Here is a 20,775-nt window from a genome sequence, read left to right as displayed (position 1 = left end):
AAGTTCAGGAACAGGTTGATCGGTGGTGCAATCTTCGCACTTGGACTTTTGTCTGTTAATATCTGGCGGGGGCCTTTTGATACAAGTGCACGCGATGAATCCCTGAAGAAAATGGTGCATAGCAGTTTGACCCGTTTCCATCTGGCGTGCCAACACCTCTGGGAAGATCAGGGCCCCCGGGAAAATTGCAGTAAAGAAACCGTCCCCGCATTATTGCGGGAAAGCTTCGATCTTCCCGGAATATATATAAGCGGCGATGGCATCATGAAAGAATGGCAAGCGACCGCCCGACATGATCTCCTCATGGATCAAATTTTCATCGTCGACGCATCAGGAAACATCGATAAACTGGACTGAGCGTCTCCCTTCCCCTGCAGCGCATATCTTCTTTATCCCCCTTTGGGATAACCGCCTGCTGTATAAAATATATTTGGCACAAAGTTTGCTCTTTAAACAGCAATTGTATAAACTTTTTTCTAACCTAAACAATGATTTTTCATGATCTATCAGGCTGCGCCAAATGAAATTTTTCATGAGTGCCATAGATCCATTGAAAAATGCCAAAGAAACAGCCCTGGTCAATGAAATCAATAATCGCTTAAACCAGTCTTTCGAACTGGAAGAAAATAATATTTTTGAAAATATATCTTCTGAAAACAATGTGGCACCCTCAACAGCAAACAGAGTCATCAGCCCCCAGAAAAAGATCAAAACAGGCAAGGGAATCAGTATGGTGCAAGAAAAAACAGAAGAATTTATTGAGCGTGGTGATAATAAGATGATTTCTTATTACATAGGAAGTATTGAAAAAATCATAAAAACCTACGATCTGGATATTAATGAATCCACCACCCGGCAAAGCCTGTCAGAGTTAATGAGAGAGCTTCGAATTAATAATCACCACGCCTGCGCCACTATCTTCAAGAACAAATTCAGTTTGTAAAGGGCACGAGTATCTTATCTTTAGGATGGAGACTGGAAAATCTTATTTGATCAATTCCTGATCAAAATAATTAATAGACATTCCCGCATCAAGAATCAGGCCCTGGGCATTGATGCCACTGGCCCGTTCGCTTAATAGAAACACTGCGGCATTGGCCGCCTCTTGAGTAGTCAGGGCCTTTTTTCTCAAAGTTGCTTTTTCAGCATGCAGGTAGGAATCTATATAACCGGGGATGCCGGCTGAAGCAGATGTCTTAAGCAGGCCGGGGTTGATAGAGTTGAAACGGACCTTGGAAAATGCACTGAAGGATTTCGCCAGAAAACAAAGTGTGGAATCGAGCGCTGCTTTTGCTGGAGCCATGTATCCATAATTTTCTGCCGCCATCCGCGTAGTAGAAATTGAAACCGCAACAACCGAAGCTTGTTGATCGAGCAAATCCTTAAACACGTTGGCAAGATTTATAAGTGAAAAACAACTGATATCGATGGACTGGAGAAAGTCTTTCTTTGGTGTTTCATGAAACGGCTTAAAACCTTCAGAATAATTTGCAAAAGCAATTGAATGAACGAGACCATGTAAAACATCGGTGTGTCCTGCGACCTGTTTTTTCAGACGCTCAACTTCATCATCTTTTTCCACATCGCAAATGTATACCGTTTTATCTGCCAAAAGTTTTTCCAGTGATTTTTTTCGATCTTCAGAGCGAACACTGTAGATAACATTAGCGCCTTCTTCTTCCAGTGTTTTCGCTATATGCCAGGCAACGCTCTTCTTATTTGCCACACCAGCAACGAGAATGTTTTTATTCTCAAGACCTAGAAAGCCCATTTGCCCCGACTTGCCTCTTCAATCATAAATCCGTTTATTAATTCAATATCGAAATATTTATTTTGTTTCCTCAACCAGCATGGCGGTAAATTCCAGGCTTACAGCCGTCTTGCTATTGACGCTGGCTTTGCCCGTCATATAAGCGGCATTACTGACCAGGTCTTTGAGGGTAACTTCAACCTGCAAAGTATCTCCGGGATGGACAGCATGCTTTAGCTTTATATTGTTAACCCGGGTTAGAACTGGAATCCTGCCTTCATTGGAAATACGCTTTCCCATCATAATAGCACCCGCCTGAAAAATGGCTTCAAATATCAAAACCCCCGGCATGATGGGTTGTCCGGGATAGTGCCCTTCAAAAAAGGGTTCTTTAGGATCGATCTTCTTTTCTGTTTTGATACTATTATCCGTTTCTTCAAGCACACGGTCGACAAACAAAAAAGGAGGGCGATGGGGAATGTATTCAAGAAAGTCCATTTATAATCCCCCGGTTACCTCAAGGACAGAACCCGTAATATAAGCCGCCTCTTTCGCGGCCAGAAACAAAACGGGGTGGGTGACATCTTCCGGGGTTCCAAAACGTTTGAGAGGAATCTGGTCTTTATAAGCTTTCTTTTGTTCTTCCGGCAGATCACCAATAAAATCAGTATCGATGAATCCCGGTGACACGCAATTAACGGTTATCTTTCGGCTCGCTACTTCTTTTGAAAGGGATCGTGTGAAAGCCACCTGTCCGGCTTTAGATGCCGCATAATTTGACTGCCCTGCGAACCCGAATTTCCCAATAGGCGAAGTCAAAATGATGATCCTCCCATACCTCTGCCGCATCATGGACTGAACCGCAAGCTTGCTTAAGTTAAATGTTCCGGTCAGATTCGTTTCGATAACCCGGTTCCAGTCTTCTGCCTTCATCATGCCAACAATGGAATCAGAACGAATGCCCGAGCTTACCACTAAAATCTGAAAGGTCCCATGCCTGTCTTCGATGTCTTTATAAAACTTTTCAACAGCATCGTAGTCGGTGACGTCAAACTTAATAATATCCAGACATTCAGCATGACCGGCATTGGCCTGCTTGAAGTTTTCCGCCTCCTCATCGTTCCCACGATAGGTTGCGATCACTTTCGCTCCCGACTTGAGGAATGCCTCAGAGATGGCCCGGCCTATTCCACGTGTGCCGCCAGTAACTAGAGCCGTTTGCCCTTTGTAGTCAAAAATCATTCTACTATGTTATAGGTAAATTTCGTTTCAGGAAAGAAGAAAGGTATTCAAGCCGAAGCAGTGACCAGGCTCGGACTCAACTGGCGGAGGAATTTGTCGGTTTCGTTAGCGACTATCACCCCATAATTAGCAGCTCCCAGCCAGCCGGACATGATAATCCCTACCGACCCAGCATGAAACAACCCTTTGATTTGATTCGGCAGGTCTCGGCTGATTTTAAGTCCTTCAAACTTGGTTCCAAACGATGTGCCCGAAGGATGCAGGGTATAACGCTTGAAAGTTTTCGGAGTTGAGGCTTCTACATGGTCTACCTTCTTGCGAATACCCGGAACATATTTTTCCAATGCGTCCAGAGTGGTTTGTTCCAGATCATGTTTATCTTTTTTATATTGTGATTCGCTCAGGTTGGCCCAGTCTTCATATCGTGCGTTGGTCGAAGAAACAATAGAATATCTATTTGTACCGGGACGAATATCCGGATAATAAAATGAAAACGTACGGCTGGTAATATCTTTGCTTAATATTTTATCTGTACAATACTCATCCGCCTCAGAAGAGAATAGCAAGTCTCCCACATTCGGCACAACTTCGCCCTTTTTAATGCCCATATAAACCTGGCAACTTGAATTATTGAGCCTGATCTTTTTGACTTCCTTAATGAATTCCGGGTCAAAATGCTCCTCACCTGTCAGTTTCTCTATAGTGGTTAAAATGTTGGAATTAGAGAGCACCGACTTGCAGTGAATGTCTTGACCGTTAATGCGAACACCTTGCACAGCTTTATCATCCACATAAATTTTTTCGACCATACAGTGCGTACGAATGTCTACCCCGTTACGCAACAGTTCCTGCTTCATTTCTTTAATCAAGTGATCCGTTCCACCCTGATAAGTAAAGACACCCTTATCCATGAAGTTTGAGAAAACGATGCCATAAGTTATCGCAGGATCATCAAGCGTAGAACCATTTGCATAAGTGATCGGTTCCATCAAAAAACGCCATACATCGGTACGACCCGGAAAATATTTTTCAAAAAGTTCACGGGTAGTCATGACCACTTCGTCATAGAAGTTCATATCACGAACAGTGGTAAAAAACTCGTCGATCACTTCTCTTAAAATACCGAATCGCTCACGCAGTATGTGGGTGAAATCAACTTTATCGAAGGAAGTATTGATGGAAAACTGCGGGTTGTCGAAACGTACATTTTTCAACTGGATAACCCGATTCGAAATATCTTTAGACCAGTATTTCCTCAGGGTTTTAATCATGCCGCAGGGGAACCCGTGCAGGGAAATATCCATAACATGGCCACCCTTGCGTTTGAACCAGGTTGCCATGCCGCCCATATTGTAATGGTGCTCAGCCAGAAGAACTTTGTGGCCCAGCTTGGCCAGAAGGTTAGCCGAAGTCATTCCCGCCAGCCCGCTTCCGATCACGACCGTATCATAAGCTGACAGGACGCCTTTTAACCAGTCTTTTGGTTGTTTTTTCATGGTAGTTTTCTGAAGCGCCCGCTTATTTTAAAAGATGGAGATTGGCCATGGATATACCGCTTAACGTAGCCCCAATAATACCTAAAAACCCCTGGTCTGTCCCGCATATAAACAGGTTTTTGACAGGGGTTTTTCCATTTTTAATTTTTTCAGGCGATCCGTAGACAGCTCCGTTAATATGCCCCGTATACTTCTTTATCGTCTTAGGCGTAAACGAGTCTAAAAATACCACATTATCTCTGAAATCGGGGAAAAATGTGAATAACTGCTCTAAAGCCAAGGCTCTCCATTCCTTCTTTGCGGCAATATAATCTTTTCTCACCAAACCGTCCCATTTACTGAAACTGGCAAGATTGGTCAACCGTATCAGTCCTTCTTCCAGCGGTTTAGGATATTTAAAATTATTACTGCAACACAAGACACCGCTTGAAATGTCTATCAGGTCCTCCGGCACCTTGTAATCAAACCTCGGTTTAGTAGAAAAAAAGACGATGCTCCTGTCATATCCCAGGTCTCGCGGTTCTTTATCCACCACAAAAAGCGATTCCATGAATGAAACCTGCCCGGTTTCGCTTTTTTCTGCCTCGTCAACTGCGGGATTGCACCTTTTCAAGGTTTCCACATAACCCATGGAAGAAAGCACCGTTTCGGATTCCAACTCCTCTTCGTTCTCAAGCGATACCGAACACACTTTCCCCTGGGTCGAGTTGATGGATTTAATTCCATTGCCCATTTTCAGCTCACCACCCAGCTCTTTGAATTTTTGGGCCATAAGGTTCAGGATATAAAGCATCCCACCTTCAGGCTTTGAAAACCCCTCAACAAAAATACTCTTGAACATGATGACAAACTGGTAGAAATCCATGTCTCCTTCGCGGGCGTTGCCGTAATACATGAGCGGACAAAACAGCATATCGATCAAAATTGGATCCGAGATGAAAGACTCCAAAACAGGCCGGGATAATAGCCGGTCGCCATCATCAAGATTCAGTTCGTCAAACGCCAGTATCTTCTCTACAAGCTTGTTGAATCCGTCAATCTGTTGAGGAAACTGTTCTGCCACCTCTTGTCGCAAGAACTCAAAATCGTTGGTAAAGCATAGGGATTTCTCAGGGAACCGTATCTCCGACATTTCCTGCTGGCACAGGCGGAAGTCGTCATGGCTAAATCTTAACTGTTTGAGAAGTTTGCCTAAAGGGGAGGAACGAACACCCTTGTCGGTAAAGTTGGTCATCGCGTGAAGGCCAACATCGAAGGTACGGTTTTTTCGTACATAAAAAGAGTTCAGTCCGCCAAGCTCGGTGTGCTTTTCTACAATGCACACCTTTTTATCGAACATGGCGAGGCGAATGCCAGCCGCCAAACCCGATAATCCCGCACCTATAACAATCGTGTCGTAACGCATTATTCATTCACCCGGATTGCAGGGGCAATGGACAAACCATAAAACAAGCAGGGCAAGCGACGAGCCCCTGCCCAAACAATTATATCAATCAGCGGTTTCTTGTTTGTAATCAAAAAGGTGGGGTTAAATACTATGTGGCCAGCGGCCGGTCCTTTAATAAAGGCGTGAGGTAAGATATACATCCCGCCATGGTGGCAAGATGTTCGTAATCCTTTTCCGGAACCTCAATGTTAAATCGTTTTCTGAGTTCCATAACGATATCGAGGAAATCCATCGAATCCAGGTCGATCTGGTCGCGTAATTTTGCGTTATCGTCAATAGAACTGATATCCTCATCCGGCGCAATGTCGGCAAGGATGCTTAGAATAATCTGGCGTACTTCTTCAATGGTCATTTAATGTGCTCTCCCAAGTCTCCGTTAACCCTGATTTTAATGGAAGATAGGGGCAAATTCAACCATAAATTCGCGGGCAACCCCCGCAGGGAATATAGCTAAAATGAGGTATTTGTTCTCATCCTGAAGCCCTTGAGGAATGAACTCAAACCAGCCCCCTTGGTCCTCTTATCTGAGGGGAACGAGGTTATTTGGTTTTCAACAATCTTCCCCCTAACAAGGCGGATTGAGGGGGTTTGCTGGAAACAGCACTACTGCTCACCCTTCCGAACAAAATATTTTGAAGGGATTTGCAGTTGGACCCTTTCCTAACAGGCAGAAGGATTGCGTACAATTAAAACGGAGTTGATGCCGAACATGCCGAAGGAATTGTTCATGATGTACTCGACGGAGGGAAGTTTTTCCGGTTTGTTGGCAACGAGATGATTCAAGGCGCATTCCGGATCGAGGTCGTCCAGGTTGATGGTGGGGTGGACCATGTTGTCTTCAAACGCCGGCAGGTTGCCGGACAGTTCAAGAGTGCCCGCAGCACCCATAGTATGACCGATGAAACTTTTAGTGTTGTTGATTCGCGTTTTGCTGTTATCGCCAAAAATTTCACGGATGGCTGCGGCCTCCTGAATATCTCCCATCTGCGTTGCTGTGGCATGGGCGTTGAGGATATCAATATCACCGGGCTTCAACCCTGCCCTTTTTAACGCCAGTCTCATGCACTGGGCCTGCCTGCCCGGATCGGGAAGGATGAAATCCACCGCATCAGAGTTCATGGCATAACCGACAATCTCACCGTAAATTTTTGCGCCGCGTTTTTGCGCATCGGATAACCGCTCCAGTGTGTAGACCGCTCCACCTTCTGAACAAACGATACCGTTCCTGTTTTTATCAAACGGACGGCTGGCTTTCGCGGGGTCTTCATTTTCCGCCAAAGCTCCTTCACTTTTGAAGCTGGCAAAGATACCAAAAGTGTGGATGCTTTCAGAAACGCCACCTGCCAACGCAAGATCAACCTCGCCCAGTCGCAGCATCTGCAAGCCCTGGATAACACCCATATTACCGGCGGCGCAGGCCGCGCCGATGGTGTAATGCGGTCCGGTGATTTTCATGTTCAAGGTCACTTCACCTGCCGCGTTATTCGACACGGTGCGGGGATTATGATGGTGCGACCAGAACTTGGTGTCGTAATCATACTGGCTGATGTTATAGACTTCATTTTCAGTTTCGACATTACCGTGCTCGGTAACACCGAGATAGACTCCTACCCTGGAACGGTCGATCGCTTCAAGATCAATCCCCGCGTCGGCGATGGCTTCCTGTGAACAGTAGATGGAGACCGACCCAACCCGGGTGCCACGGCGGCGTTCTTTTTTCTTTTGATATTTCAGTTCATCAAAGTCACAAACCCCGGCCAGCACTTTACCCATATAACGGGTTTCGTAATTTTGCACACCCGAAACACCATTCAGAAGATTTTGCCGGAACTCCTTCAGAGTGTTGCCATTGGGTGCGGTCAACCCGATTCCTGTTATTACTATTCGTTCGTCAGTCATTCTTCATCAATAAGGCCACCGCATAAGCCGCGATGCCTTCTTCCCGCCCGGCGAACCCGAGCTTTTCTGTTGTGGTGGCTTTAATATTTATTTGGTCCGTATTGATTCCCATTGTCGAGGCAATATTATCTTTCATTTCGGGAAGATGCGGAGCCAATTTCGGTTTTTGCGCTACGATCACCGTGTCTGCATTGGAAAGCTCATAGCCTTTTTCCCGGCACATGCGCATAACTTCTTTCAGGAGCAGCAAGCTTGAAATGCCTTTCCACTTTGGGTCCGTGTCCGGAAAGTAGGCACCGATATCTCCCGCCCCCAGCGCTCCCAAAAGAGCATCGCACAATGCGTGAACCAGCGCATCGGCATCGGAGTGGCCCTCCAATCCCAACGTATGTGGAACATCGACTCCACCGAGGATGAGCTTCCGGCCTTCTACCAAACGGTGTACATCATAACCGTTGCCAATGCGTATATCAGAAAAATTCATATATTAAATAACCACCCTAACCCTCCTTATCAGGGGGATTTGGAAAACTCATTTAAGCCGGGATAACTCTTTGTTAGCTTATTTAAGTTATGGCTCATTGGCCCCACGCCTGGTGGCCCCTTAGCAGGTGGAGCCAGATAGTAATAACTCTTTAAGCCGAGAAAACCTGTTGTTGGCACAAATGAGTTATTGCTCATTGGCCCCGTGCCTGGCGGCTAGTGGGCGACTGTTATAAGTTTAGCGGTTTCTTCACGGGCCCAGAGATCAGCATCGAGAACATCCTGCAATTCCTGTAGTGCAACCGGGCGATGATTATGCATAACCATGCGAATGATCTCTGAAATATCTTTATAGGGGATCTTTTCATCAAGGAACGCCTGCACCGCTATTTCGTTAGCGGCGTTAAGAACTGCCGGCATTGTCTGACCCATTTCCATAGCATCCATTGCCAATTGCAGGCAGGGAAACCTTTCCATGTCCGGGGCCTCAAATGTCAGGTTTGCCATTGAAGCCAAATCCAGGGAAGGCAGTTCACTTTTGAACCGGTCTGGATAAGTCATCGCATAAGCTATTGGGACTCTCATATCAGGGATGCCCAATTGCGCCATGATAGAAGTATCAACAAATTCTATCATAGAATGAATGATGCTCTGTGCGTGAACAATGACCTCCACATGGGTATCCACCCCAAACAACCATTTGGCTTCTATATATTCAAGCCCCTTGTTCATCATGGTTGAAGAGTCTATGGTTATTTTGGCCCCCATATTCCAGTTAGGGTGATTGAGCGCCTCTGTAACCGTTACATTTTCCATCTGCTTGAGAGTGAAAGTTCTAAAAGGACCTCCGGAAGCGGTCAGGATAATTTTCTTGATACGTTCAGGGTTTTCCCCGTTTAAAGCCTGGAAAATTGCACTGTGCTCACTGTCGATAGGAATGATTTTAGTATTAGTGCGTTCAGCTTCTTTCAAAACCAGTTCACCAGCTATAACAAGTGTTTCCTTGTTGGCAAGCGCCAGGTTTTTACCTGACCTCAAAGCAGCCAGGGCAGGGAGCAGTCCCGCGCTTCCCACCACTCCTGAAACAACAAGATCCGCTTCAGAAAAAGAAGCAACGCAAACAGCACCTTCAGAACCAGAAACTATTTCCACATCTAAATCAGCAACTAACTCTTTCAGAGTGTCTATTTTATTAACGTCATTCAGTGAGGCAAGTGCGGGTTTGAATTTACGAATTTGCTGGGCGAACAACTCCACATTGCTTCCGGCGGATATTGCGGAAACTTTGAAATTTTCAGGGTTGCGCTCGACAACATCCAGTGTGTTAACACCGATGGAGCCTGTTGAACCCAGCAAAGATATTTTTCTCATGAAGGTGTCCTGATAACCGGGATTAAGAACCCAGGAACAACTTGTAATAACAATAGAATGCCGGACCTGCAAACAAAAGACTGTCGATGCGATCAAGAAAACCGCCATGGCCCGGAATCAATGAGCCCGAGTCTTTCACCCGACAATTTCTTTTTATCAGAGATTCAGAAAAATCCCCAAACTGACCGATGATACCGCATAAAAAGGCTACAATCAAACAATGAGTTAGCGAAAACTCCTCAAAGAACCAATAGCTGGCTATTACTGCTGCCACAAGAGTTCCCAAAACATTGGCGATTGCTCCTTCAACAGTTTTATTAGGGCTGACTGTGGGCATGAGCTTGTTCTTGCCCAGATTCTTTCCCACATAATAGGCCGCTGCGTCACCCAACCAGATCAAAAGCAGGAGAAAGACTATCATTTGGTTCCCGCCTTCAAGTTTATGGATCAAAAGAAAGTATCCCCCCAATCCCGCAGTGTAGAAAACGCCCAGTACTGTGTACGAAATCGGGTCCAGAGCCAGCTTCACATCGTTTTCCCTTAAAAACCAGGTCGCAAACAAAACTATCGGGATGAGGAGGGCACATAACATCAAGTATTGTTCGCCAAGATAGAATCCCGTTAAGATCAGCAGACACAGCACTCCACCTTCAACAGGAAAACCGTCAACACCCATATTTGAAATCATCGAAAAAAACTCGTAACTGGCAACCAGAACAATCAAGGCGACAAAACCAAAAAACAATAGAGGGGACCCATACAGCACTATTCCCAAAACTAAAGGAATCGCTATGACTCCACTGATAACACGTTTCAAGCGCTGGCTCCTGTCAGGTTTTTATGAATGTATCCGGCAAAGAATATCACAGGTGTGGATTTAGAGGTCAAGCTTTGACAATTTGTTCTTGTGTCATTCCAAAGCGTCTATCTCTGCTTTGGAAATCAATGATAGCATTAAGGAAGTCATCATCCGAAAAGTCAGGCCATAATACATTGTTGTAGTGCAATTCTGTATAAGCACTCTGGAATAACAGAAAATTACTGATTCTTCTTTCTCCGCTGGTTCTTATAATCAGGTCCGGGTCAGGAATAGGGTAAGTGGAGAGATACGATTCAAACAGCGACAAGTCAATTTCATCCGGCATGATCTGACCCAGGCGCACTTGTTCGGCAATATTTTTAACCGCGTCTATAATCTCCTGCCTTCCCCCATAACTCAGGGCCAGGGTCAGAGTCATACCTGTATTATCACGAGTATCTTCTATAGAGTGGTGGATCAATTTTTGAATATCATTTGGCAGGTCTTCAATATGCCCAATAGTATTGAAGCGAATATTTTCATTTTTCATTCTCTTCAACTCCTTCTTCAAATAAAAATCAAGGATTTTCATGAGGGTGTTGATTTCTGTGGAAGGGCGATTCCAGTTCTCATCGGAGAATGAATAAAGAGTTAAAGCTTCAAGGTTAAGTTTGCGACCCAGGGTAACAATGCGGTCCACAACCTTGACACCGGCCCAATGACCTTCAATGCGGGGGAGGGAATGATTTTGCGCCCAGCGTCCATTGCCGTCCATAATAACGGCAACATGCCTGGGCAGACGATTTGGATCTATTTTTTCCTGTAACGCTGTATTGACCAAGGAGGAGGCTCCTGATTAAACGGCCAAACCCACTGGTAAAAAGAGAGGCACTTTTAAAAACATACTAAAAGATACTACAAAAAATTACTTTATACATCCATCACATTTTTTTCTTTGGCCTGGGATATCTTATCAATTTCGACCACAAACTTGTCTGTCATCTTCTGGATATCATCCGTTGCCTTATGGTTTTCATCTTTTGAAATTTCGTGGTTTTTTTCTAATTTTTTCAGTTTATCGTTCGCGTCTCTGCGCACGTTCCGAACCGCGACCTTGCATTCCTCAGCATATTTTTTTACCAGTTTAACCAGTTGCTGACGACGTTCATTGGTCAACGGTGGAATGGTAAGGCGAATTATTTTACCATCATTGTTAGGAGTCAGGCCAATATCTGATGATTGGATGGCTTTCTCAATATCTTTCAGAATTGATACTTCCCAGGGCTGGATTGTCAGGGTTTGATTATCTGGAGTGCCCAAAGTTGCAACCTGACTTAAGGGAGTCGGGTTTCCATAATACTCAACCTTGATATCGTCGAGCAAGGCCACCGAGGCCTGGCCCGTTCTCAACTTACCCAATTCGTGGTGCAAATGGTCTACCGAGATTCCCATTTTCTTTTCTGCGTCCCGGGTTACATCAGCAATCATTTTAAAACTCCCACAGTAGTGCCGAGTTTTTCGCCCAACAATACCCGTTTAATACTGTATTTATCGCGAAAGTTAAAAATAACCATCGGCAGTTTATTATCCATACAAAGAGATACCGAAGTCGAGTCCATAACCTTCAGGCCCTTCTTCAACACATCCAGATAAGAGAGTTCCTGATACTTCGTAGCCGAGTCATCAGTCATGGGGTCGGCAGAATAGATACCATCAACCTTGGTGGCTTTAAAAATGACTTCCGCGCTGATTTCCATAGCCCTTAGAGATGCCGCAGTATCAGTTGTGAAATAGGGATTCCCTGTCCCACCTGCAAAAATTACAACGCGTCCTTTTTCCAGATGACGAATTGCACGACGACGCACATAAGCTTCCGATACTGCCTGAATTTCTATAGCGGACTGTACGCGTGTTGGAATTCCAATACGCTCAAGAGCATGCTGCAAAGCCAGGGCATTGATCACCGTAGCAAGCATACCCATATAGTCACCGGTAGTTCGCTCGATTCCAATCGAACTCAAAGAAGCGCCTCTTAGAATATTGCCTCCTCCTATTACAATGGCAATTTCCACTCCAAGATCTCTGGCTTCACGAATCTCGTCTGCAATATTTATGAGGGCACCTTCATCCAGCCCAAACGCGCCTTCATCCTCGGCCAGGCTTTCACCGCCAAGCTTCAACAAAATCCTTTTATAAACTGGTTCATCCATTAATTTCAAATCTTGAAAATCGACCAATGTTAATGTTTTCACCCAGCAGGGCAATTTTCTGTTTGATCAGCTCACCAATAGTTATATTGGTATCTTTGATGAATGCCTGTTCCAACACACAGTTTTCTTCGTAGAATTTTTCCATCTTCCCGGTAACAATTTTGTCGATGATATTTTCCGGTTTGCCAGATTCCTTGGCCTGGTGGGCAAAAATCTCTCTCTCTTTTTCCAAAATGTCTTCGGTCACCTCTTCACGATTGGCAAAACGCGGTTTTGCAGCGGCGATATGCATGGCAATATCTTTGACCAGCTCCTGGAAGTCAGGCGTGTTAGCCACAAAGTCGGTTTCACAATTGAGTTCCAGCATAACGCCAATCTTTCCACCCTGATGTATGTAGGAACCAATAATACCTTCGCCCGTCTGTCGATCAGACTTTTTATCAGCCTTGGCCAACCCTTTCTTCCTTAGAAAAGTGATGGCTTCTTCTATATCTCCCTTGGTTTCTTTCAAGGCAGACTTACACTCCATAATACCTGCTCCCGACTGAGAGCGTAACTCCTTGACCATCGCTGCAGTTATTTCCATTCCATTTCCCTAATCAAATATTGTTTATTAAAATTTTATGTACGTAGCCACCTGCCCCCGAACCCTGTAAAGAAGGATTCACTTCTTCAGGGTTTATTTACAAACCTATGAGAACCGGTTGGATATATTCAGTGGTTCAGGCAGGCACAGAAGTTTCATTGCTCCCCTTGTCATTGGCAACCGCAACGGGTTCCTGCGAATCACTGGGTGTGGGGCTTTTCTTTTCTTCTTTATCCTGGCTGGCTTTTCTCATTTCCTGACCTTCCAGACATACATCCGCTATCCTATGCGTGAACAATTTAATAGAACGCATCGCGTCATCGTTCGCAGGGATAGGAAAGTCAACGCCATCAGGGTCAGAGTTGGTGTCAATCATGGCTATGATTTTAATGCCAAGCTTTTTACCTTCTGCCTGAGCGATTTTTTCTTTACGCGTATCGACTATAAAAAGAGCATCTGGCAAATCCTTCATATTCTTGATGCCTCTGAAGAATTTGTTCAGTTTTTCAATTTCTCTTCTCAGTCTTAAAGCTTCTTTTTTATGTAAGAGGTCAAACTGGTTTTCTTCTTCCATTTTTTCCAGTTCATGCAACCGTGCAATGCTCTTACGAATGGTGGTAAAGTTTGTCAGTGTTCCTCCCAGCCATCTTTGATTTATGTAGTACATTCCACAACGTGTCGCCTCTTCGGCAATCAGTTCCTGTGCCTGCTTTTTAGTCGCAACAAAAAGGATTTTCTTGCCGGCACGGGCCAGTTCCCGCGCATATTTTTCAGCTTCCTGAAAACGGACCAGTGTTTTTTGCAAATCAATAATATAAATTCCGCTTCGTGCCCCGTAAATATAGGGTTTCATTTTGGGGTTCCAGCGATTCGTCTGGTGTCCAAAATGTACCCCGGACTCCAGCAATTGCTTCATTGTAATTCCAGACATTTTAACTCCTTTAAATTAAATGGGTTGTACCTCCGCCTCCATCTTCTCGCACCAAGAACCCGCAGGCCACCCTTGGCTTGATCAGGAAACGTGAGAGATTTTTGGGGGAAACACCCCGAATGGTAACTAAATTGTGGCTCAGACTAACATATTCAATGGTCTGTGACAATACGAAACCAGAACTATAAGGCCTTACAAATCTGATTTCTGGCAAGATTCAGGCTGGTGGGCAAAAACATGGGTGAAGCCTGTTATTTTCCGGGTTTGGAAGCTCAAATTTTGAGTCAAAATAAGAGCGTTTGTATTTTGCCTCAACGTCCCAGGCAAATGCCTATTGCTTCGGCAGTATGGATCAGTTGAGAATCATCGGGTATCTGACGGGCAATTCCAGCCAAAGATTTTAGAGGGACCAAAACTATATTCCGGGCATTCAAAGCCACCATTGTGCCAAATTTTCCTTCGGCGGCGGCTTTCACCGCCTGGGTTCCAAGCTGGGTGCCAAGAACACGGTCAAAAGCTAAAGGAGAGCCTCCTCTTTGAGTATGACCTAAAACTGTGCAACGTACTTCCAGGTTTATACGATCGCTCAATTGCCTGGCTATGTGGTCTCCCACACCTCCGAGCTGAGCAACCGCCTGCAAACGTGTGGATGCCGCTTCACTGTATATAGCTTCTTTGCCAATCTCTTTGGAACCTTCTGCCACCACAATCAGACTGAATGGACTCCCTCCCTCTTTCCGCAACCGAATTTTTTCGACAACTTTTTCGAGGTCATAAGGAATTTCCGGAATTAGAATGACATGAGCTCCTCCGGAAATACCTGCTTCCATCGCAATCCACCCGGCTCCACGACCCATGACTTCCAAAATCATGACCCGATGATGGCTTTCGCCCGTTGTTTGCAACCTGTCCAAAGCATCGCAGGCAACCTGCACAGCAGTCTGGAAACCGAATGTGTAGTCGGTACCCATCAGGTCATTGTCGATTGTCTTGGGGATGCCAATGACCGGTAAGCCTTTTTCAAAAAACTTGTGCCCTATTTGCAGTGTTCCATCGCCGCCCACGACAAACAAACAATCCAGTTCAAGTTGTTTAAAGTTTTCTATAGTTTTTTGGGAGTGATCTTCAATTGTCAATTGGCCGTCTTTATCAAACTGGCGGTATGCGAAAGGGTCGCCTTTGTTGGTGGTACCAAGAATGGTGCCTCCCAGGGGCAGGATATTTTTTGTACCCGCTACAGTGAGCTTGCGGTTGCGATTAAATATCAGGCCTTCGAAGCCTTCTTCAATGCCAATGACTTCCGCATTGTAGTTGATAATTGCGGATCGGGTGACTGCCCTGATGACCGCATTGAGCCCAGAGCAGTCTCCCCCACCTGTAAGAATTCCAACACGTTTAAGACTCATTGTGAAATTACGGTTGCTTCCGGTTCTCCGACAAGGTCGTAATCAGCTGCTTGGTTCAAGCGTACAGGAATGATCTCGCCAGGATCGGTTTCACATTTTTCCAATATAACCTGGCCGTCAATATCCGGTGCCTGGGAAGTGAGCCTGCCAGTCATCAAATAGTTTTCCGGGTCAAAACCTTCAACAAGCACCTGTTCAACTTTACCAACACGTTCCAGGTTTTTTCTAAGAGCAATTTCTTTCTGAAATTCCATCAGGGTATCCCGACGCTCTATTTTAACTTCCTCTGGAACACGGTTAGGGTAATCAAATGCGGTAGTGCCTTCCTCGTCCGAATAAGTAAAAACTCCTACATGATCAAATTCCATTTCACAAAGAAACCGGACCATATGCTGAAAATGTGTCTCTGTCTCACCTGGAAACCCTGTGATAAACGTAGTTCTCAAGGCTACGTTCGGAATTTTCAGCCGAATCTCTTCAAGCATTTTCCTCACTTCGCCTTCGGTTTCCTGCCTTTTCATACTTTTAAGCATCTCGTCTTGTGTGTGTTGCAAAGGCACATCAATATAACTGCATATCTTCGGTTCTGAAGCAATGAGCTCAATCATCTCCGAGTTTAAAAAAGTAGGGTAGCAATATAAAAGCCGTATCCATTCCAAACCATCAACCTTGACCAATTCTTTCAGCAGTCGAACCAGGCCGTCTTTCATTGCCAAGTCAAATCCATACATAGTGGTGTCTTGAGAAATCAAGTTGAGCTCTTTCACACCTTTACCCGCTAAATGTTCAGCCTCGGCCAGGATAGATTCCGGTGAGCGACTGCGCATGGGACCCCGCATTTTAGGAATGATGCAAAACGCGCAACGGTTGGAACAACCTTCGGAAATTTTTAAGTACGCCGTATAAAAAGCAGTTGTTAGCAACCGGTCTGTGTAAGACTCGTAATACTCAGCGGGTGTAGCGACATGGTTTCTGGATAACGGGTCTTTTTCCTCAATAATATTTTTCAATTGGGGATACTGGCCCACGCCGAGCATGTGGTCAATTTCGGGAATTTCATCAAGTAGCTCCTGGCCATAACGCTCGGCCAGGCAACCTGTAATGATTAACTGCTTGCAGTTTCCTTCGGTCTTATGACGGGCCATCTCCAGAATCGTATCGACCGATTCCTTTTTTGCGGATTCAATAAAGCCGCAGGTATTGACAATGATCACCTCTGCATCTTTTTCATCCTGAGTGAGTTTAAAGCCGGAAGTAGACAGATCACCCAGAACCCTTTCAGAGTCCACAGTATTTTTTGGACACCCCAAACTCACCATGCCAACTTTTTTCATTTAATATCCTATAATTTTCTAATGAGCCAGATTACAAAATGCCGAGAGCATGCTTACCAGCAGTAAAAAGATATTGCCAATTACCACCACGCATTGTCGGATTAGCTTTTAGCAGAAGTCAGTTTTTTATCCATTTTGCGAAGCAGTTCGTTAAAATCATTTTTTTTAATGACTTTATAAAACTGGCTTCTCAGGTTATTCCTCATACTGACCCCGTCCAGAATGACATCCACCACCTGCCACTTATTCCCAGACTGATTCAGGTGAAAATCGATATCGACTTCTCCTTCCTTTTCATGCACCACCGTCAAGGGAACCACAACGACGGTTTTTTTCTCTTTGGTTTTTCCATATACAAGGTCGAGGTCAGCAAAAAACTTCGCAGAGCTGGGGAACGCCACATGCACAAACAACTCACCCAGCAATGTCTGAAACTTTTCGCGTTCTGTTTCACTTCGCCTGGACCAATACTTTCCTAAAGCTTTTTTGCTGATTTCTGCAACGTTCAGAAAACCCAGGGCAGATTGGGAATGTTTCTGGTTATCTGGCAGATCCGATTTAATCTGCCGAATTTCTCCCAGGAGCTCCTGCACGGAAGCCTTAGGCCCTGAATCAGCATAAACCGCCAATATGGAACCAGTGATAAAAACAATAATTAGAACAGCACTTAAGATTTTTTTCATATTCGTCTATGATACACACCAGGCGTGGGGCCAATGAGCCATAACTTGGTTCTATGCATTAAAGGTTATCTCGGCTTAACCAGTTTTTGCTATTTGTCCACAGCCCACAAAAAAATATTTCATTTTAGCGGATAGAGGTTCCTTGTGATTATAACGCAAACTAAGTGTGCAAGTTCATTTAAAAATATTACTACGATTTAATTTTTGTATCGTATGACTGAGAATTTTCCCACAACATTCACTTTGTTAAAGAACCATGCATACTTACTGGTTTTATGGTTGGCAATTTTATCCGGACAAGATGTCATTGCCGGACAAGCTGAGGTCGACAAACAATACCAGCAGGCTAAAACCCTGAAAGAGTTCGAAGAAATAGCCGGTAAAATCAAGAAGCTTTTAGCTCAAGATCCTGGCAGCCATGAATGGGAATGGCGGCTGGCCAGATCTCACTATGCAATCGCAAAACGAAGCAAAGATTCCCGGCATTATGACCTTTGTATTGAACACAGTAACCGGTCATTGGAAATCAGACCCACTGCCATCGGCTACTTTTTTCGGGCATTATGCAGAGGAAAAAAGGGGGAAATGCAGGGCATCTGGTCCAGCCTGGGAATCATTGATCCTTTCGAAAAGGATATGAAAAAGGCTCTTGAAATGGATCCGTCTATACAGAATGGTGGCCCAAACCGGGCGTTGGGCAAGTTATACCTGGAACTGCCTTTTTTTCTGGGTGGCAGTACCGACCAATCGATCTACCACCTCAAAGAAGCTGTTCGTATCAGTCCCGGTTACGCGGAAAACCACCTTGGGCTGGCACAGGCGTATTATGCTAAAAATAATTTCATTGCCGCGCGAAAATCTCTTTCTACTCTATTGAGTCTGACTGATAATGTGACTGATGATGAGGATCTTTTAAAAATAAGAACTCAGGGCCAGGAGTTAATGAAAAAAATTCCCCGGGACTTCCAGAGCAATGATTAAAGAAATCAGAATCAGAAACTTCGCCATCATTGAAAATCTTGCGGTGAATTTTGATAGCGGATTGAACGTGTTGACCGGTGAAACCGGAGCCGGCAAATCCATCATCATCGATGCGCTGAACTTACTGCTTGGAGGCAGGGCAGATACCGACTCTATCCGTTCCGGGGAGACCACAGCATTCGTAGAAGCAGTGTTTGAAGTCTGTGACCCGATGACTCGCGAGTTGATCCTCGAATCTGGAATCGAGATGGAGGAAAGTGAACTTCTTGTCAAACGTCAGATTTCCAATGCCGGTAAAAACCGCTGCCTGCTTAACGATAGTCCTGTCACTGTTTCCACACTGGCAAAAATAGGCGACCGACTGGTCGACCTGCATGGGCAACACGACCACCAGACCCTGCTTCATCCTGAAGTCCATGTGGACCTGCTGGACCTGTATGGTAAGTGCAAAAATATCCGCGATGAATTTTCCAGTATTTTTGCAGACTACCAGTCACAATCTAAAAAATTGCAGTCCATGAAAATGGATGAACAAGAACTTTTACAAAAACAGGAGTTTTTAAGTTTTCAACTCAACGAAATAGATCAGGCGCAACTGTCGGAAGAAGAAGAGGGGGATATCAAAACCGAGCGCAACAAGCTGAAGCACGCAGGACAAATCCGCGAAAACCTGCAAAAAAGCCGAGCGCTATTGACCGATGAGAACGGCTCTATATTAGAAAATCTTGGACAGGTATTGAAAGAGTTGGAAACGGTTCTCGAGCTCGACCCCGATTTAAAAGAGCCTGTCGAACGATCTCAATCCGCTTTCTACGAACTTGAAGAGGTGGTGGAAAGCTTACGTAATCATGACCGGTCTTTGGAGTTCAATCCGAACAGGCTGGAAGAAATTGAAGACCGGCTCGCTGAAATAAACGGACTAAAACGAAAGTATGGTAACGACATCAGCGAAATTTTAAAACGCCGGGAACAAATTGCCAATGAACTGGACCAGCTGGCTTCTAACGATGAGAATATGAAATCCCTCGAAGAAGAGCTAAAGAAAAAAGAGGTGACGTTATCCGAGATAGCCATCCGCCTGGCGGAAAAAAGGGAAAGTGCCGCAAAAAATCTTTCTAAAAGTGTTGAAAAAGAACTTAAAGAACTGAGCATGGGCAACGTCCAGCTTGGTGTACGTTTTGACTACCCGCCCGACCCGGACGGTTTTATTCTTTTCCGTAAAGAAAAAATGAAACCCATGCCAAGTGGATTGGGTACGCTGGAGTTTTTGTTTTCCCCCAACCCTGGTGAAGAATTACGCCCACTGGCTAAAATCGCTTCCGGTGGTGAACTATCGCGGGTGATGCTGGCTTTGAAATCCATTCTGAATGATCAGGACACGGTTCCAGTAATGATTTTCGATGAAGTGGATACAGGGATCGGGGGAGGTGTCGCCGAAAAGGTGGGGGCCAAGCTGCAAAAAGTTTCCAGAACAAAACAGGTTTTCTGTATCACGCACCTGCCGCAAATTGCCGGTATGGGTTCGTTCCATTTCCGGGTCGAAAAAGAAGTCAAAAGCAAACGCACGCGCTCGACCATCCGCCAACTGGAACACGATGAACGTGTGGAAGAACTGGCACGCATGTCGAGTGGGGAAACCATCACTGACGCGTCCCTCAACCACGCCCGCGAACTCCTCCAGCCGGGCAACGCCCGGAGGAAATGATCAATAGCGTCATAGGTGTGGCAACACATTAACCCGGCGGTTCGCCGCCCCTCTATCGGGGGCAGCAAATTACACAGGTTAATTTCGACGAGATGCGTTTTGATAAGCAGGAGCGCTTATTGCTAGTCCCCCCGGCGGCTAGCAGACTGGTTGGCGACGGCTTCGGCAGCTTTTTTTGCGGCCTCCTGATCGCCAAGATAATAATGCCTGGTCGGCTTGAGGTTTTCATCGAGTTCATAGACCAGAGGAATGCCTGTGGGTATATTCAGTTCCAGAATGTCCTCTTCACTGACACTGTCGAGATGTTTGACCAAAGCTCGCAGGCTGTTGCCGTGCGCGCAGATCAATACATTTTTCCCTGCTTTGATGGAAGGCACGATTTGATCAAACCAATAAGGCAGGAACCTGTCGACAGTATGTTTTAAAGCTTCTGAAGCTGGCAACTGGTCTTC

At 45.2% G+C, this 20,775-nt stretch carries 22 protein-coding genes; 3 read left to right on the top strand and 19 right to left on the bottom strand.

Annotated features, from left to right (window positions below; genetic code table 11):
• Positions 1-520 precede the first annotated feature (520 nt).
• A complete protein-coding gene (locus F3741_10255) occupies positions 521-943 on the top strand; it encodes a hypothetical protein (GenBank protein MZG31166.1) in 423 nt (140 codons plus the stop codon).
• 42 nt (positions 944-985) lie between these two features.
• Here the strand turns inward: F3741_10255 and F3741_10250 are convergent, their stop codons facing one another.
• From F3741_10250 to F3741_10165, 18 genes are all read right to left on the bottom strand, one after another.
• Positions 986-1,771, bottom strand: a complete 786-nt coding sequence (locus tag F3741_10250) for an SDR family oxidoreductase (protein MZG31165.1) — start codon at positions 1,769-1,771, stop codon at positions 986-988.
• A gap of 57 nt (positions 1,772-1,828) precedes the next feature.
• A complete protein-coding gene (fabZ, locus tag F3741_10245; GenBank protein MZG31164.1) occupies positions 1,829-2,248 on the bottom strand; it encodes a 3-hydroxyacyl-ACP dehydratase FabZ in 420 nt (139 codons plus the stop codon).
• The gene (locus tag F3741_10240; protein MZG31163.1) at positions 2,249-2,992 is read right to left on the bottom strand and encodes an SDR family oxidoreductase; all 744 of its coding nucleotides are present in this window, start codon (positions 2,990-2,992) and stop codon (positions 2,249-2,251) included.
• Positions 2,993-3,039: 47 nt separating this feature from the next.
• Positions 3,040-4,488: an NAD(P)/FAD-dependent oxidoreductase gene (locus tag F3741_10235; protein ID MZG31162.1), complete on the bottom strand. Its 1,449-nt coding sequence runs from the start codon at positions 4,486-4,488 to the stop codon at positions 3,040-3,042.
• Between the two features lie 22 nt (positions 4,489-4,510).
• Positions 4,511-5,893 carry an NAD(P)/FAD-dependent oxidoreductase gene (locus F3741_10230; protein MZG31161.1) on the bottom strand — a complete coding sequence of 461 codons (1,383 nt, stop codon included), beginning with the start codon at positions 5,891-5,893 and terminating at the stop codon, positions 4,511-4,513.
• 130 nt (positions 5,894-6,023) lie between these two features.
• Complete coding sequence (locus F3741_10225; protein MZG31160.1) at positions 6,024-6,287, bottom strand: acyl carrier protein; 264 nt, start codon at positions 6,285-6,287, stop codon at positions 6,024-6,026.
• Positions 6,288-6,595: 308 nt separating this feature from the next.
• Positions 6,596-7,834, bottom strand: coding sequence for a beta-ketoacyl-[acyl-carrier-protein] synthase family protein (locus tag F3741_10220; GenBank protein MZG31159.1), 1,239 nt, complete (start codon positions 7,832-7,834; stop codon positions 6,596-6,598).
• The gene (locus tag F3741_10215; protein ID MZG31158.1) at positions 7,827-8,318 is read right to left on the bottom strand and encodes a 2-C-methyl-D-erythritol 2,4-cyclodiphosphate synthase; all 492 of its coding nucleotides are present in this window, start codon (positions 8,316-8,318) and stop codon (positions 7,827-7,829) included. Before F3741_10215 ends, F3741_10220 begins: the two co-directional genes overlap by 8 nt.
• 215 nt (positions 8,319-8,533) lie before the next feature.
• Positions 8,534-9,688, bottom strand: a complete 1,155-nt coding sequence (locus tag F3741_10210; protein MZG31157.1) for a 1-deoxy-D-xylulose-5-phosphate reductoisomerase — start codon at positions 9,686-9,688, stop codon at positions 8,534-8,536.
• A gap of 22 nt (positions 9,689-9,710) precedes the next feature.
• Entirely contained in the window at positions 9,711-10,505 is a 795-nt protein-coding gene (locus F3741_10205; protein MZG31156.1) for a phosphatidate cytidylyltransferase, read from the bottom strand.
• Positions 10,506-10,572: 67 nt separating this feature from the next.
• A complete protein-coding gene (locus F3741_10200) occupies positions 10,573-11,328 on the bottom strand; it encodes an isoprenyl transferase (GenBank protein ID MZG31155.1) in 756 nt (251 codons plus the stop codon).
• 89 nt (positions 11,329-11,417) lie between these two features.
• Entirely contained in the window at positions 11,418-11,975 is a 558-nt protein-coding gene (locus F3741_10195; protein MZG31154.1) for a ribosome recycling factor, read from the bottom strand.
• On the bottom strand, positions 11,972-12,697 hold the full coding sequence (locus F3741_10190; GenBank protein MZG31153.1) for a UMP kinase: 726 nt from the start codon (positions 12,695-12,697) through the stop codon (positions 11,972-11,974). The genes F3741_10195 and F3741_10190 overlap by 4 nt, the downstream gene beginning before the upstream one ends.
• Positions 12,690-13,283, bottom strand: a complete 594-nt coding sequence (gene tsf, locus F3741_10185; protein MZG31152.1) for a translation elongation factor Ts — start codon at positions 13,281-13,283, stop codon at positions 12,690-12,692. Before tsf ends, F3741_10190 begins: the two co-directional genes overlap by 8 nt.
• 136 nt (positions 13,284-13,419) lie before the next feature.
• Positions 13,420-14,214 carry a 30S ribosomal protein S2 gene (rpsB, locus tag F3741_10180; protein MZG31151.1) on the bottom strand — a complete coding sequence of 265 codons (795 nt, stop codon included), beginning with the start codon at positions 14,212-14,214 and terminating at the stop codon, positions 13,420-13,422.
• Positions 14,215-14,525: 311 nt separating this feature from the next.
• Positions 14,526-15,620, bottom strand: a complete 1,095-nt coding sequence (locus F3741_10175; GenBank protein MZG31150.1) for an ATP-dependent 6-phosphofructokinase — start codon at positions 15,618-15,620, stop codon at positions 14,526-14,528.
• On the bottom strand, positions 15,617-16,954 hold the full coding sequence (gene rimO / locus F3741_10170; protein MZG31149.1) for a 30S ribosomal protein S12 methylthiotransferase RimO: 1,338 nt from the start codon (positions 16,952-16,954) through the stop codon (positions 15,617-15,619). The genes F3741_10175 and rimO overlap by 4 nt, the downstream gene beginning before the upstream one ends.
• Positions 16,955-17,055: 101 nt before the next feature.
• Positions 17,056-17,637 carry an ABC transporter substrate-binding protein gene (locus F3741_10165; GenBank protein ID MZG31148.1) on the bottom strand — a complete coding sequence of 194 codons (582 nt, stop codon included), beginning with the start codon at positions 17,635-17,637 and terminating at the stop codon, positions 17,056-17,058.
• 213 nt (positions 17,638-17,850) lie between these two features.
• Here F3741_10165 and F3741_10160 point away from each other — a divergent pair, with 213 nt between their 5' ends.
• Positions 17,851-18,618 carry a tetratricopeptide repeat protein gene (locus F3741_10160; GenBank protein MZG31147.1) on the top strand — a complete coding sequence of 256 codons (768 nt, stop codon included), beginning with the start codon at positions 17,851-17,853 and terminating at the stop codon, positions 18,616-18,618.
• The gene (recN, locus tag F3741_10155; GenBank protein ID MZG31146.1) at positions 18,611-20,323 is read left to right on the top strand and encodes a DNA repair protein RecN; all 1,713 of its coding nucleotides are present in this window, start codon (positions 18,611-18,613) and stop codon (positions 20,321-20,323) included. The genes F3741_10160 and recN overlap by 8 nt, the downstream gene beginning before the upstream one ends.
• 122 nt (positions 20,324-20,445) lie before the next feature.
• On the opposite strand, the gene F3741_10150 is transcribed toward recN, so the two are convergent.
• Positions 20,446-20,775: 2,3-bisphosphoglycerate-dependent phosphoglycerate mutase (locus F3741_10150; protein ID MZG31145.1), on the bottom strand; the 330-nt coding region annotated here is incomplete at its 5' end.

The organism is Nitrospinota bacterium (assembly GCA_009873635.1).
GTDB lineage: Bacteria > Nitrospinota > Nitrospinia > Nitrospinales > VA-1 > LS-NOB.
The sequence above is the reverse complement of the archived record's forward strand: the minus strand, read 5'-3'. Positions and strand labels throughout refer to the sequence as shown.